The organism is Streptomyces natalensis ATCC 27448 (genome assembly GCF_000935125.1).
GTDB classification, from domain to species: domain Bacteria; phylum Actinomycetota; class Actinomycetes; order Streptomycetales; family Streptomycetaceae; genus Streptomyces; species Streptomyces natalensis.
The window spans coordinates 139407-152499 of sequence record NZ_JRKI01000062.1 but is presented as its reverse complement, the minus strand read 5'-3'; the positions used below and the strand labels follow the sequence as shown (position 1 = coordinate 152499).

The following is a 13093-nucleotide window of genomic DNA, read 5'->3' as shown; positions in this document are numbered from 1 at the left end:
CGTCGATGCCTCCCTCGATGTCGGCCTCGCCGCCGGGTGCTCCTGCTCGGCCTCACCCGCCCCGCCGGAACCCCCACCGTCCGCATCCGTCCGCATACCGCTGAACACGGCATCCACGGCGGAGTGGGCGCGGCCTTCTTCATCGAAGAGCATTTGCCAGAGCCCTGGAGACTAACTACTGTTCCACGCCTGGCAGTTGGAGGCACAATACTTCGGCCGTCGGGCGTCATCGGCCTGGTCGGGATATCCCGGCAGTTCCTGCACTGCTGTGTGCGGCTCGTAACGGATCGAGGGGGACCGTGACCGACATCGCCGGCGTCCAGATGGACCTGGAAGACGCACTTGAGGAAGCCGAGCAGTGGCTCACATCGCTGGGGGCGCTCTCGGCGGATAGCGGCATCGCTGTGGATGCTCTCGCTGCCGCTCTGAAACGGGTCGAGGCGCTGCGAGCACGAGCGTCCTCGGTCCTGATGAATGTGGCGTTGCTGGGTGCCTTCTCTTCCGGAAAGAGTTTCCTGCTGAGCGGCCTTCAAGGTGGCTTGCAGCTCGAAATCGTAGGGAACGCCAGGAAATACATCGGGCTGCTGCCTTCCGATACCCGGCCGACGAGCACCTGCCCGGCTACGGTGGAACCTGTCGCCCAGCGGCAGGCCGTCGAGGGCCGGGACTGTTCGGGCCGTGGATTTCTCAGGGTGCGCTTCTCCGGTTCCTGGAGCTGGGAAGACATTGGCCCCTCTCCCACTCCGGCCACGGTGGCCTCGTACGCGTCAAGTCTGCGTACCAACACCCACAGCGGCCGTCTCGACGGGCACCGCAACCGTGAGGTCGACGAAATCCAGCTGCTCGTCAGCAGTTTCACGTTGCAGGCGAAACTCTACGATCTGCCAGGGCACGGTTCGACGAACAAGGCGCACGATGCGATTGTGCGTGCTCGCATGCAGGACGCCGACTGCTTCCTCTATGTCGCCACTTCGACGCGCACGCTCGATGACTCCGATCTGTCGTTGATCCGTTTTCTCTACGACCATCACAAGCAAACGGGCAAGAAAGTCATCTGGGTCGTCACCGCGATCGACAAGGCGGCGGATCTCGGTCTGGACGACAAGCCCGCGTGGCAGGCAACCGTCGAGGAGAACGAACGGTTTCTCGCTGACAACTTCCGGCTGCCAGACGGCCGCCCCGACGCGGGATTCATTGGTTCGGGCTTCATGGCCGTGTCGCCGGCGCTGGAGGCGCGTGGGCAGCTCGCGCTGGACCCGGACGGTGGCCATTACGACCCGGCTGCGGGGGCCGCTCTCGTCGGTGAAAGCCATATGGAAGACCTTCGTGAGCGGCTGCGGAAGGTGATTGAGCAGGACAGTGGGCGCAAGCACCTGCAGCAGATCGTCGAAGAAGCTCGTGCTGTCGTACGTCCGCACTCTCGCGCGCTCGTACGCGCGCTGGAAGCCGAACGCGCTCCGCACAATGCGCTGAAAGGCAATCTTTCGGCCCTGACGACACTCCAGCAAGAACTCAACAGCGCCATTGAGGGGTTGAGTTCGGAGCTGGAAAGGATGCTCCAGAGGCGTATCCACGCAGCGGATCTCGCATTCGACCGTAGCCCCACCTTGGCCTCCCATCTGCATGACGTCCTGGACGACCAGATCCGGCAGGGCGATATCCGGAAACCCGCTGTCGACAACGAGATCGAAGTGCGGAAGATCCAGGAGATGCGGGGCTGGATGACTGAGCCTGCCGGTCCGGCGACACGGTGGGACATGCAGTTCGACGCGTTCAAGACCGACGTTCTCAGGCTTCTGGACCAGCACTTGCGGGATGAGGTCATGGCCGGCGATCTGGGGCAGCTGCGCTCGCTGGACGTCGCGGACCTGATCGTGCCGCGCGATGCCAAAGAGCGGCACAGCCATGCCAGGGACGTTCTGAAGCGGATCACGGCAGTGACCGGTGCCGCGGGCGCGATGGGGGGAGCCGCCACGTCGCTCGGGCTGGCCAGTGGAGGCACTCTGCTGCCGGTGGGAGCGGCCATTCTGGGCGGCATGGCGCTTTTCGAAGCCGTCCACTACCGCAAGACCAGAGGCTCGTCACTCGACCTCCAGCGGCAAGAACTGATTGGCCATCTCGACAACGCCGCGCAGGGGGCGAGGGAACGGTTCCAGGCTACGGCGGCGGCTGTCGGCAGCGATGTGATTGCCAACGCGTTGGGCATCCTGACCGAACGCAGGAACGAGTTGAGCCAGCAGATCACCAGGATCCGCCAGCGACTTTCCGCTCAGGAGAACCTCGACCGCCAAACGCGAATCAGCCAGCTGGAACCGGTCTCCCAACGAGGCGTGAGCATCGTGAGGACGCTGACCGCGCTGGCTCGATAGACGGCTCAAGGCGCCCGACCGGGGAGTCCGCTGGTCAGGCCGATTGCCGGTGTCCCTCCCAGCAGGAGACGAAGACGCCGCTGACCCAGCTGCGCGAGCAGCTGACGCCCTGTCCGTCAGGTGCCTGCGCGGAACGTATGCAGCACACCGTCGGGGGCGGTCGACGTCGGCGAACGTCTGCGGCCGCCGCGGGCGGCCGTCGCCTCCCGGATCGCTTCGGCGGGCGTCCTGGATGGTCACCGGCCGTCAAGGTCGTCCGCTGACGCCCCACTGAACGGGGCCGTGCCGAGTCCGAGTCCGAGTCCGAGTCCGAGCCGTCGATGGGCCCCATGCGCTCGTCCGTGAGCACCTTCTCGTGCCCAGGTCCCTCACCAGGTCCCTCATCAGGTTCGCTGGGGGTGGCTGGCCGGTGCGGGGACCGTAGCCGGGGCCGGGACGATGTCAGATGAGGGCGTATCAGACAAGGCCATGTTGGTAGGCGTAGGCGACGGCCTGGGCGCGGTCGCGGGCCTCGATTTTGGGGAGGAGGCGGTTGATGTGGCTTTTGACCGTGCCTTCGCTGACGATGAGGCGGTCGGCGATCTCGGTGTTGGACAGGCCGGCGGCTATGAGGGACAGCACCTCGGCCTCCCTGGGAGTGAGTCCGGCGGGGAGTTGGGGGCGGGACAGCGGGCGGGGCGCCGGGGGTGCGCCGGCGATGGCGTCGATGAGGTGGTGTTGGACGGCCGGATCGATCGCCGCCTGGTCGTCGAGGACGCGCCGGAGGGCCTGGCGGATCTCCGCCCCGCCGGTGTCCTTGGTGAGATAGCCGCGGGCGCCGGCGCGGAGCGCGTCGATCACGGAACGGTCGTCGGAGTAGGTGGTGAGGACGACGACCCTGGTGCCGGGGGCGCGTTCGTGCAGCAGACGGGTGGCCTCGACACCGTCACGGCGGGGCATCCGGAGGTCCATCAGGACGATATCGGGGTGCAGGTCCTCGGCGAGGGCGACGGCCTCGGCCCCGTCGGAGGCGGCACCGACGACATCGACATCGGGCAGGAGCCCGAGCACCAGCGTCAGTCCCTCCCGGACCACGCGCTGGTCATCGGCGATCAGGACACGGATCGGGCGGCTCATCGGGGCACCTCCAGCTCGACACGGAAGCCACGGTCGGTGGCCGCGGTGGTCAGCGTGCCGCCGAGGAGTTCGGCCCGCTCGCGCATGCCGGTCAGGCCGTACCCGCCACCGTCCTTGGGGGCTCGGACCGGGGCCGGGGCGCAGGCCGGGCCCGGCCGTGCGCCCCCGGCCGTGAAGTCCTCGACGGTCAGACGGGCGGCGGCCGGTGCGTAGGCGAGGTGCACCTCGACCCACTCCGGATGCGCATGCTTGCCGATATTGGTCAGGGCTTCCTGGGCGACCCGGTACAGCGCGAGGCGCGCCTCTGAGCCGAGTTCGTATGCCTCTCCGGTGACGGTGAGGCGGCAGGGTATGTCCCGGTCCTGCTGGAACTGCGCCGCCAGTCCGGCGAGCCGTTCGGGCCCGGGAAGTGCGTCGTCGCGGAGCATGCCGATCGCTCGACGGGCCTCTTCCAGCCCGGACTTGCCCAGGTGGTGCGCGCGGTCGACGGCCTCGGGCAGGCGGGGGTCACCCGGGTCCTCGGCCGCCAGCATCCGGGCGGCCTCGAGTTGGAGCATCAGCCCGGAGAGGGAGTGCGCGAGTACGTCGTGCATCTCACGGGCGAGCCGCTGGCGCTCGGCCAGCCCCGCTGCCCGCGCCTCCGCCGCCCGGCTCTGCTCCAGCTCGGAAAGCAGCTGTCCGGCAAGCCGGTTGGCCTCGCCGAGCCGCAGAGCCAGGAACAGCATCCCGTAGAAGGCGCCGAGCATGATGGCGTTGAGGAGCGCGGAGGCGACCGAGCCGGCGTGGCCTGCCGCCATGGTCACGCCCAGGAACACGAGGGTGACGACGGTCAGCGGTACCCAGAGGTGTCCGCGCACGACGGGCGCGAGGAGGGACACGCCGACGAAGATTCCGGCGACGCCTGCCCCGTCGGGTTGCAGCCACACCAGCGCCGTCGAAGCGGCGATCAGGACGCCGACGAACGCGAGGTGGATTCGGCGGGCGCGCCGCAGCGTGGCCAGCGACCCCAGCCCGCCGAGGACGAACCCGCCCAGGACACCCGAGACGGCCAGCCCGCGACCCTCAACTCCCGGGCCCGGGTGGGCGTGGAAGGCGGCCCAGGCCACCACGGCCATGACGAACGGCGCCAGCGGACGCAGCCAGCGCAGCACCGTCTCCTGCCGCGCCCGCGTGGTGCGCAGCGTGGCGAGGGTCGCGGTGGTCACAGGTGTGGTGGTCATGTGACGAACGGTATGGCCGCGGGTCCCGTCCGGCGTCGTCCCAGGGGTTGAAGAGTCCCGTCAAACCCAGGGTGGACAAGGTTCCAACCCTGGTGAGAGACGACGGTCCTGACGCAGTTCCAACCCCACGGCGATGCGGTGCGGGGCCCTGCTCCCGCACGCTTCAGGCACCGGTCCGCAGATCCGAAGCGACCGGCGGACCCGACACGGCTGACAGACGCGACGGGACCGGCGCACCCGAAGCGACCGGCGCATGTCCGCGTCTGCCGCCCCACCGCGGTCGGTATCCCGACGCGCTCGGCACCCCGCCGCGGTCGCCCACCCGACATCGACGAAAGAGGCTTCCCATGCAGCACACCCCCGGTCTGGACCATCCGCGCAGCCGGACGGCGCTCCGCAGCGTGCAGCGGCTGGTCTCCGGCTATTTCGGCCTCAGCGTGCTCACCCTCGTGGCCATCGTCCTGTTGCGCGGCGATGCCGCCGCGGTGAACGACGCCGTCTGGATCCGTGGCACCCTCGTCGTCGTCAGCGCGGTCGTGATGTTCGTGTGTGCCGTCCGCGCGGCCCGCGGCTCCCGCCCGGCGTATCGCCGGATGCGGATCATCTCGACGGTGATGGTGCTGGTCATCGCGGTGATCATCGCGCTCCCCGGCACCTTCCCCCTGTGGATGAAGATAGAACAGGGCGTCTGCGGCCTGTTCCTGACAGGCGTCGTCGCGATCCTCAACGGCAGGCATCTGCGCACGCTGTTCGCCGACCGGTAGACCGCGCTTCCTCCCCTGCCCCCTGAGGAGGCGTTCCGGGCGGCGGTGGAGGAGCGTCCGTGCCGATCTCCGGCACCCGCCTCGGCGCTTGGGTGATGGGGTGGCGAAGGGGTGGCGGCGGACGGGATATGGACGGGATGTGAGAGGCGTGGCGGCGTAGATTCGCCGCCATGGTGACTTCTATGACGCGGGACGACCACGAGCGGCGCATGGAGCGGGCGGCAGCGGCCGCCGCCCATTTCGGACTGGCGGGGCTGATCGTGACGCCGGGCCCGGATCTGGTGTGGCTGTGCGGTTATCAGCCCCCGGCGGCCACAGAGCGGCTGACCGCCCTGGTGATCGCCCCGGGGCGGCGGCCGCGGCTGCTGGTGCCCGTACTGGAGCAGCCCGATGCGGAGCGGGCGGCCGGGGCGGACGCGATGGATGTGGCGGGATGGACGGACGGTGCGAACCCGTACGAGGCACTGGCCAAGTGGCTGGAGCCGGAGGGGCGTTACGGGGTGTCGGACGCGACCTGGTCGCTGCATCTGCTGGGACTCCAGCGGTCGCTTCCCGATAGCGCTTACCGGGCGCTGACGGAGGTGCTGCCGATGCTGCGCGCCGTCAAGGATGCGCACGAGGTGGCGCGGCTGGCGGCGGCCGGGGCGGCCGCGGATGCGACGTACGAGAAGATCCTGGGCGTACGGTTCGCCGGCCGCCCGGAGAGCGAGGTGGCGGAGGATCTCGCGCGGCTGCTGATCGAGCACGGGCACAGCCAGGTGGACTTCACGGTCGTGGGGTCCGGCCCCAATGGCGCCAATCCGCACCATGAGGCGGGGGAGCGCATCATCGAGGACGGCGACATGGTGGTGCTGGACTTCGGCGGCCTCAAGGACGGGTACGGGTCGGACACCACGCGGACCGTGCACGTGGGGGAGCCGGGCGCCGAGGAGCGCAAGGTGCACGACATCGTGCGCGAGGCGCAGCAGGCGGCGTTCGAGGCGGTGCGGCCCGGGGTCGCGTGCCAAGAGATCGACCGGGTGGCCAGGAGGGTCATCAAGGCGGCGGGGTACGGCGAGTACTTCATCCACCGCACCGGGCACGGCATCGGAGTGACCACCCATGAACCGCCGTACCTGGTGGAGGGCGAGCATCTGCCCCTGGTGGCCGGGATGTGCTTCTCGATCGAACCGGGCATCTATCTGCCGGGGCGGTTCGGGGTGCGGATCGAGGACATCGTGACGTGCACGGAGTCGGGCGGACGGCGGCTGAACGACACGGACCGGGCACTGGCAGTGGTGCGGTAGAGGCCCTCGGCCCCGGGGCCGCCGTACTTCGGGCCGCGCCCCGGGGGCACGGACGGGCCCATAGCCGCGCGGCGCCCCTCGGTCTGCGCTACGCGGCGGCCACCGGACCCCGCTACGGCACCAGGACCATCTTGCCCATCGTGGCGCGGGTCTCCAGGGCGCGGTGGGCGGCGGCCGCCTCGGCCAGGGGGAAGCGCTGGACGGATGGGACGAGCCGGCCGGCCGCCGCCTCGGCGAGGGCCTCGGTCTCCAGGGTGCGGATCGGGTCGTCGCCGCCCACCCTGGCCGGCTTGGCCGGGCCCAGGACCTGCTGCGAGGTGATGCCGCGGGTGGCGAGCTCGCCATGCGCGAACTCCATCGGGCCGCCGGTGAGCAGGCCGCCCGCGGACCAGCCGGAGACCAGATGGCGGCCACCGGGGGCCACCGGGGGCCAGGAGGTCGAGGGCGGCGCGGCCCAGGGCGCCGCCTACCGAGTCGAAGAGCAGGGTGGCACCCGCGGCGCGGCGGTCGTCGAGGAAGGCGCGTACCAGGGCCGGCCAGTAGTCCTCGGTGTAGTCGACGCCGAGGTCGGCGCCCAGGTCACGGACGCGCGCCATCTTGGCCGGGCCGCCGGCCAGGCCGATGGCCATGGCGACCGTGTGCCGGGCGTGCTGGACGAGGAGCGAGCCGATGCCGCCGGCGGCCGCCGGGATGATCGCGATGTCGTCGGCGGTCAGACCGGGGAAGCGTCGGATGCCCAAGGTGGGGCGGCCGGTGCCGATCACGGCGACGGCCTGGCCCGCGTCGAGCCCGTCGGGAATCGGATGCAGCCGGTCGTCGGCGGCCACCGCGAGTTCGGCGTAGCCACCGGGGCCGTGCCCAAGTGGGCGACGACGCGTCGGCCGAGCCAGGTGGGGTCGGTGCCGGGGCCGAGGGCCTCGACGGTGCCGGCGACCTCGCGGCCGGGCACGGTCGGCAGCTCGGGAAGCGGCACCGGCCCGGAAGACGGGCGCCGGGGCCGGGCCGCGGCGGCTGATCGCACCCTGCTGCCTCAGGTTTGGCTGAGGTCAACTCCTCATCGCTCGGGTTGCCTGGGCTCAACTTCTCGCCGGGGCGCGAGGGTTTTCCACAGGCCGGGGCGACTGTCAGTGGCGTGGTTCACGATGGGTGTGCAGGCGTGATGAGCAGTGACGCAACGAATGGTGACGTGACGCGTGGTGAGGCGACGCGGCTGACGTGACCGACGACGAGAGGTGGTGATCGCATGGCAGGGCGCGGTAAGGGGACGACGGTACGGGCGGTGCGGCGGCCCGAGGTGCGGCTGCCGGAGCTGCGGCCGTACGACGGCGGGCCGCTGGAGTCCGAAGGGGACTACGACGGGCTGGAGTTCCTCGAAACCGACTGGGCGGGGCAGACGGCGCATGGTGCGAGATTCCTGGACTGCGCCCTGCGGCGGTGTGCGCTGGACGAGACGGTGCTGAGTCGGGCCCGGTTCATCGACAGCGTGCTGAGCGGAGTGCGCGGCGTCGGCACCGACCTCTCGCAGGCGTCACTGCGCGATGTGGAGCTGACCGACGCCCGGCTCGGCGGGGCGCAGCTGCACGGGGCGGTGCTGGAGCGGGTCGTGGTGCGCGGTGGGAAGATCGACTTCCCGAATCTGCGCGGGGCGAAGCTGCGGGATGTCTCCTTCGAGGGGTGCGTGGTGGTCGAGGCGGATTTCTCGGGCGCGGAGCTGGAGCGGGTGTCGTTCGACGACTGCACCCTCGCGCGGTTGGATCTCACCGCGGTGCGAATGAAGGACGTCGACCTGCGGGGCGCGGCCGCGGTGGACATCGCGCGGGGCATCGACCGGCTGTCGGGCGCGGTGATCAGCGCGGCCCAACTGCTCGATCTGGCACCGGCGTTCGCGGCACAGATAGGCGTACGGGTGGAGTAGCCGGGGGCGCGGCCCCGTGTGCGGTGGCGGTCAGATGCGGGGGAAGCGGGCCTGGAGGTCCCAGATGGCCGGATTGTCGCCGAGGCCGTCATGCAGATCGATGAGATCGGCGATCAGATCGTGCAGAAAGTCGCGGGCCTCGCGGCGCAGTGCGGCGTGGTTGACGGTGAGCGGTGCCTCGTCGGCCGGCATCCAGTCGGCGGCGATGTCCACCCACCCGAAGCGGCGCTCGAAGAGCATCCGGTCGGTGGATTCGGTGAAGTCCAGTTCGGCGTGGATCGGACGGGCCGAGCGACTGCCGCGCGGGTCGCTGTCGAGCCGCTCGACGATGTCGCACAGCGCCCAGGCGAAGTCGAGCACAGGCACCCAGCCCCAGGCCGTCGACACCTCGCGGTCCGTCGAGGTGTCGGCGATATAGACGTCACCGCAGAAGAGGTCGTGGCGCAGGGCGCGCACATCCGCCGTCCGGTAGTCCAGCTGTGGGGGGTCCGGAAAACGACGGGAGAGGGAGTAGCCGAGGTCGATCACGCCATTGATGGTGTCACGCCCGTCGGGAGGGCTGGAGGGACGGGCTCGACCGATGGCCCGGACGACCGGGCCGGACGGACGGGCCGGACGGACGGGCGGGATCAGCAGGCCAGCTCCGACCTGACGGCGCGTGCTGGGAGGAGCAGCTGGAGGACGGGCTCTGCCGCCGTGCCCGCCGGCAGGGACGAGCGGGCGAAGGGGGACGCGTCCCGCCGCCGCGCCCGCCGGACAGGGAGCAACGGGTGACGGGCGTGCCCGCCGTGTCCCGCCGACAGGTGGAGGGCCCGCCCTCACGGCATTGTCAGCACGCGTGGTCCGTCCTCCGTGATCGCGACGGTGTGCTCGAAGTGCGCGGCGCGGCTGCCGTCCGATGTGCGTAGCGTCCAGCCGTCCTCCGCCACGTAGTACGCGTTCCGGCCGCCGGCCAGCAGCATGGGCTCGATGGCGAGTGCCATGCCCTGGCGCAGGACGAGGCCCCGGCCGGGGCGGCCGTCGTTGGGGACGGGCGGGTCCTCGTGCATGCGGCGGCCGATGCCGTGGCCGCCGAAGTCTTCCGGGATGCCGTATCCGGCCGCCCGTCCGACGCTGCCGATGGCGTGCGAGATGTCGCCTATCCGTGCGCCGGGCACGGCCGCGGCGATGCCCGCCTCCAGTGCGCGCCGGGTGACGTCCATCAGCCGGACGTCCTCGGGGCGGGCGGTGCCGACGCAGAAGCTGACCGCCGCGTCGCCCGCCCAGCCCTCCACCACCGCGCCGCAGTCGATGCTCACCAGGTCGCCGTCGCTCAGTCGGTAGCCGTCCGGGATGCCGTGCACGATCGCGTCGTTGACGGAGGCGCAGATGACGGCGGGAAACGGCGTGCTCGCGAAGGAGGGGCGATAGCCGAGGAACGGGGAGGTGGCCCCGGCCTCGCGCAGGACCGTGCGGGCGACCTCGTCCAGCTCGCACAGCCGCACCCCGGGGGCGGCCGCCGCGCGTGCCGCCGCCAGCGCATCGGCGACGACGCGTCCGGCCACACGCATCGCGTCCAGCGAGGCATCCGTTTTGATCTCCACCATGAGCAGTGCAACCTCCGGGCAACGGCGCCCCAAGGGCAGGGGCGGCCGGTCAAGGGGAAAGGGGCGTACGGGTGGGCACGCCGAGCGCCATACCGGTAAACTAATACCGGTATTTGTTTACCGGTATTAGTATCACGGGCATGGTGCGAACTCCACTGACCCCCTGGGAACGCGAACGCGGCGAGCGGCTGGGCGCGCTGCTGCGGGCGGCGCGCGGCGAGCGGAGCATGGTCGAGGTGGCGGCGGGTGCGGGGCTGTCCGCCGAGACGCTGCGCAAGATCGAGACCGGCCGGGCTCCGACACCGGCGTTCTTCACGGTCGCCGCGCTGGCCGGGACGCTCGGGCTCTCGCTGGACGAGGTCGCGACGCTGGCCACACCCCCGGAAGCGGCCGCGGACGCGGTGGCTTGACGACGGCGGATGTGGTGGCCCTGAGGACGGCTCCCGGATATGCCGGGCCCCGGAACGCACCGAGGGCCGGCCCCCCGAAGGGAGCCGGCCCTCGATCGGCCGCTCAACGCCGCCCGAGCCCGGAGACGTTGCCCGCCGGAGCCGGAGCCGGAGCCGGAGCCGGAGCCGGAGCCGGAGCCGCCGACCGTCCGTACGGCGAACGTGGCGGCCCGAGCTCGCAGCCGTCGACCGTCAGAAATCGCCGCCGTCAACCGTCAGCGATCCCGGACGTCGGCCAACCGCAACCGTCGCCGAACCTCAGACGTTGACGCCGAAGTCCTTCGCGATGCCCGCCAGGCCCGAGGCGTAACCCTGGCCCACCGCGCGGAACTTCCACTCCGCGCCGTTGCGGTAGAGCTCGCCGAAGACCATGGCGGTCTCGGTCGCCGCGTCCTCGCTGAGGTCGTAGCGGGCGATCTCGGCGCCGCCGGCCTGGTTGACGATGCGGATGTAGGCGTTGCGCACCTGGCCGAAGTTCTGGCTGCGGCTCTCGGCGTCGTAGATGGAGACCGGGAAGGCGATCTTGTCGATGTCGGCCGGCAGGGCCGCCAGGTTGACGTTGATGCGCTCGTCATCGCCCTCGCCCTGGCCGTCGACGTTGTCACCGGTGTGGACGATGGACTGGTCCGGCGTCGCCTTGTTGTTGAAGAAGACGAAGTGCTGGTCCGAGAAGACCTTGCCACCGCCGTTGACCGCGATCGCGCTCGCGTCCAGGTCGAAGTCCGAGCCGGTGGTGGTGCGGACGTCCCAGCCGAGGCCGACCGTGACGGCGGTCAGGCCCGGCGCCTCCTTGGTGAGGGAGACGTTGCCGCCCTTGGACAGGCTTACAGCCATGGGAAGTCCCTTTCCTGTTCAGTCTGAGTCTCGAGCCGCCGGAGCCGGACCTCGCACTTCGGGCTCCGCATGCCGGCTTCGTCCTGCGGTTTTGCCCTACGGGTTCGTACTGCCGACGACGCTACCGTCACCCACAACAACGCCGTCAGGGGTCCGGGAGGTTCCAGCTGGCTTTACTTACTTTGCCGAATCCTGATCCGGATGCCCGGCCCGGGAGCGGAAAAGAGGGTGACGGGGGGACGGAAAGCGCGGGATCATAGGAGGCATGTCCGGGCCTTATGTCATCCGCGGTTCGGTTGTCCTTCCAGAGGCCGAGCTCGTATGGCGTTTCTCGCGGTCCTCCGGTCCGGGCGGCCAGCATGTGAACACCAGCGACAGCCAAGTCGAGCTGCGCTTCGACCTCGTCAAAACGCAGGCGCTGCCCGAGGTGTGGCAGCAGCGCGCCCTGGAGCGGCTGGCCGGCCGGCTGGTCGACGGGGTCCTTTCCGTACGGGCCTCCGAGCACCGCTCCCAGTGGCGCAACCGCGAGACCGCGGCCGTCCGCCTGGCTGCGCTGCTCGCCGAGGCCAGCGCCCCGCCGCCCAAGCCGCGCCGCAAGTCGCGTATCCCACGGGGCATCAACGAGCGGCGGCTGCGCGAGAAGAAGCAGCGCGGCGAGACCAAGCGCGGCCGTTCGGGCCGCGATTGGGGCTGAGGATCCGCCTCCCCAGGCACGAAGCCCCCGCCGCTTCCGGGCGAGCCCCGGCGGCCTCAGCCCAGATGCCGGTACTTCCCGCGGAAGTAGGTGAGCGGTCCGGCGTCCTCGGTCGGCGCCGAGGCGGTCAGGACGCGGCCGATGACGAGCGTGTGATCGCCGGCCAGCACCCGCTGCTCGGTCCGGCACTCCAGGGTCGCCAGCGCACCCGCGATGAGCGGCGCGTCCGCCGCTTCGCCGCGTACGTGCGGGATGTCCGCAAAGAGCAGACGGTCGCTGATGCGGCCCTTCATCGCGAATCTCCCGGCAACGTGCCGCTGGCCCTCCGCGAGCACCGAAACGGCCCAGAGTGGCTGGTGTGCCAGCAGGTCATCCATGCGGGAGTCATTGCGAACGCTCACCATCACCAGCGGCGGTTCGAGCGAGACGGAGAGGAAGGCGGTGGCGGTCATGCCGACGTCCTCGCCGCGCGGCCCGTCGTCCGGGTCGTGGGCGGTGATCAGCACCACGCCGGCGGCGAGACGGGAAAGGGCGGCGCGGAATTCGTCGTCACTCACCCCCACAGCATGCGGGATCGGCGTGCCGCCCGGCACGGAGGCGAGGGCGACGGACGGGGCGGCCGGAGCGGCCGGAACGGAGGTCGTCGCGTCGGCAGGGGTTTTCGTGAACACGCCATGAACGCTAACGTCGCCCGCCATCGCTTCGCATCGGGCCCTGGAACCACCCGCGTCCTAGGTCCGATGACCCAGGCCGCGCAGAAACGCGCAGCGCCGCACGGAAAGGCCGAGGTGAGCGGGGAGGGCGCCCGGATTTGCGTTCCGGAAGAATGTGCCCGGTGAAACGAGGAGGTGAAAGGCGGC

At 70.6% G+C, this 13093-nt stretch carries 12 protein-coding genes and 1 pseudogene; 6 read left to right on the top strand and 7 right to left on the bottom strand.

All coding sequences use genetic code 11. The annotated features are described in order from the left end of the window. Window positions 1-299: 299 nt before the first annotated feature. A complete protein-coding gene (locus SNA_RS35825) occupies window positions 300-2369 on the top strand; it encodes a dynamin family protein (RefSeq protein WP_030063846.1) in 2070 nt (689 codons plus the stop codon). Window positions 2370-2825: 456 nt separating this feature from the next. Here SNA_RS35825 and SNA_RS35820 read toward each other — a convergent pair whose 3' ends face one another. Both SNA_RS35820 and SNA_RS35815 read right to left on the bottom strand, forming a co-directional pair. After that, the gene (locus SNA_RS35820; RefSeq protein ID WP_030063847.1) at window positions 2826-3485 is read right to left on the bottom strand and encodes a response regulator; all 660 of its coding nucleotides are present in this window, start codon (window positions 3483-3485) and stop codon (window positions 2826-2828) included. After that, a complete protein-coding gene (locus SNA_RS35815) occupies window positions 3482-4705 on the bottom strand; it encodes a sensor histidine kinase (protein WP_030063848.1) in 1224 nt (407 codons plus the stop codon). The genes SNA_RS35820 and SNA_RS35815 overlap by 4 nt, the downstream gene beginning before the upstream one ends. Before the next feature lie 347 nt (window positions 4706-5052). Here SNA_RS35815 and SNA_RS35810 point away from each other — a divergent pair, with 347 nt between their 5' ends. Together SNA_RS35810 and SNA_RS35805 are read left to right on the top strand one after the other, a co-directional pair. Next, window positions 5053-5469 (top strand): hypothetical protein, encoded by a 417-nt coding sequence (locus tag SNA_RS35810; RefSeq protein ID WP_030063849.1) that lies wholly within the window; start codon window positions 5053-5055, stop codon window positions 5467-5469. A 182-nt stretch (window positions 5470-5651) separates the two neighbouring features. Then, window positions 5652-6755 carry an aminopeptidase P family protein gene (locus SNA_RS35805; protein ID WP_104532147.1) on the top strand — a complete coding sequence of 368 codons (1104 nt, stop codon included), beginning with the start codon at window positions 5652-5654 and terminating at the stop codon, window positions 6753-6755. A gap of 112 nt (window positions 6756-6867) precedes the next feature. Here SNA_RS35805 and SNA_RS35800 read toward each other — a convergent pair. Beyond that, a pseudogene (locus SNA_RS35800) lies at window positions 6868-7743 on the bottom strand (zinc-binding dehydrogenase); the annotation flags it as partial. Between the two features lie 255 nt (window positions 7744-7998). Here SNA_RS35800 and SNA_RS35795 point away from each other — a divergent pair. After that, window positions 7999-8670 (top strand): pentapeptide repeat-containing protein, encoded by a 672-nt coding sequence (locus tag SNA_RS35795; protein ID WP_030063851.1) that lies wholly within the window; start codon window positions 7999-8001, stop codon window positions 8668-8670. 30 nt (window positions 8671-8700) lie between these two features. Here the strand turns inward: SNA_RS35795 and SNA_RS35790 are convergent, their stop codons facing one another. Next, window positions 8701-9198 (bottom strand): hypothetical protein, encoded by a 498-nt coding sequence (locus SNA_RS35790; protein WP_030063852.1) that lies wholly within the window; start codon window positions 9196-9198, stop codon window positions 8701-8703. Between the two features lie 290 nt (window positions 9199-9488). Then, window positions 9489-10256, bottom strand: a complete 768-nt coding sequence (gene map / locus SNA_RS35785) for a type I methionyl aminopeptidase (RefSeq protein ID WP_030063853.1) — start codon at window positions 10254-10256, stop codon at window positions 9489-9491. A gap of 140 nt (window positions 10257-10396) precedes the next feature. On the opposite strand from map, the gene SNA_RS35780 reads away from it, so the two are divergent. Further along, the gene (locus SNA_RS35780; protein ID WP_030063854.1) at window positions 10397-10666 is read left to right on the top strand and encodes a helix-turn-helix domain-containing protein; all 270 of its coding nucleotides are present in this window, start codon (window positions 10397-10399) and stop codon (window positions 10664-10666) included. A 297-nt stretch (window positions 10667-10963) separates the two neighbouring features. Here the strand turns inward: SNA_RS35780 and SNA_RS35775 are convergent, their stop codons facing one another. Continuing rightward, window positions 10964-11539 (bottom strand): TerD family protein, encoded by a 576-nt coding sequence (locus tag SNA_RS35775; RefSeq protein WP_044368573.1) that lies wholly within the window; start codon window positions 11537-11539, stop codon window positions 10964-10966. Between the two features lie 265 nt (window positions 11540-11804). Between SNA_RS35775 and arfB the strand changes: the two genes are divergently transcribed. Further along, window positions 11805-12233, top strand: coding sequence for an alternative ribosome rescue aminoacyl-tRNA hydrolase ArfB (arfB, locus tag SNA_RS35770; RefSeq protein WP_030063856.1), 429 nt, complete (start codon window positions 11805-11807; stop codon window positions 12231-12233). 56 nt (window positions 12234-12289) lie between these two features. On the opposite strand, the gene SNA_RS35765 is transcribed toward arfB, so the two are convergent. Then, window positions 12290-12904, bottom strand: a complete 615-nt coding sequence (locus SNA_RS35765) for a flavin reductase family protein (RefSeq protein ID WP_241779977.1) — start codon at window positions 12902-12904, stop codon at window positions 12290-12292. Between the last annotated feature and the right edge of the window lie 189 nt (window positions 12905-13093).

Bases quoted from the DNA above. Each gene is read 5' to 3' on its own strand.
- SNA_RS35795 (WP_030063851.1), top strand. From the start codon at position 7,999: ATGGCAGGGCGCGGTAAGGGGACGACGGTACGGGCGGTGCGGCGGCCC.
- map (WP_030063853.1), bottom strand. From the start codon at position 10,256: ATGGTGGAGATCAAAACGGATGCCTCGCTGGACGCGATGCGTGTGGCC.
- SNA_RS35820 (WP_030063847.1), bottom strand. From the start codon at position 3,485: ATGAGCCGCCCGATCCGTGTCCTGATCGCCGATGACCAGCGCGTGGTC.
- SNA_RS35805 (WP_104532147.1), top strand. From the start codon at position 5,652: ATGACGCGGGACGACCACGAGCGGCGCATGGAGCGGGCGGCAGCGGCC.
- arfB (WP_030063856.1), top strand. From the start codon at position 11,805: ATGTCCGGGCCTTATGTCATCCGCGGTTCGGTTGTCCTTCCAGAGGCC.
- SNA_RS35810 (WP_030063849.1), top strand. From the start codon at position 5,053: ATGCAGCACACCCCCGGTCTGGACCATCCGCGCAGCCGGACGGCGCTC.
- SNA_RS35775 (WP_044368573.1), bottom strand. From the start codon at position 11,539: ATGGCTGTAAGCCTGTCCAAGGGCGGCAACGTCTCCCTCACCAAGGAG.
- SNA_RS35780 (WP_030063854.1), top strand. From the start codon at position 10,397: ATGGTGCGAACTCCACTGACCCCCTGGGAACGCGAACGCGGCGAGCGG.
- SNA_RS35815 (WP_030063848.1), bottom strand. From the start codon at position 4,705: ATGACCACCACACCTGTGACCACCGCGACCCTCGCCACGCTGCGCACC.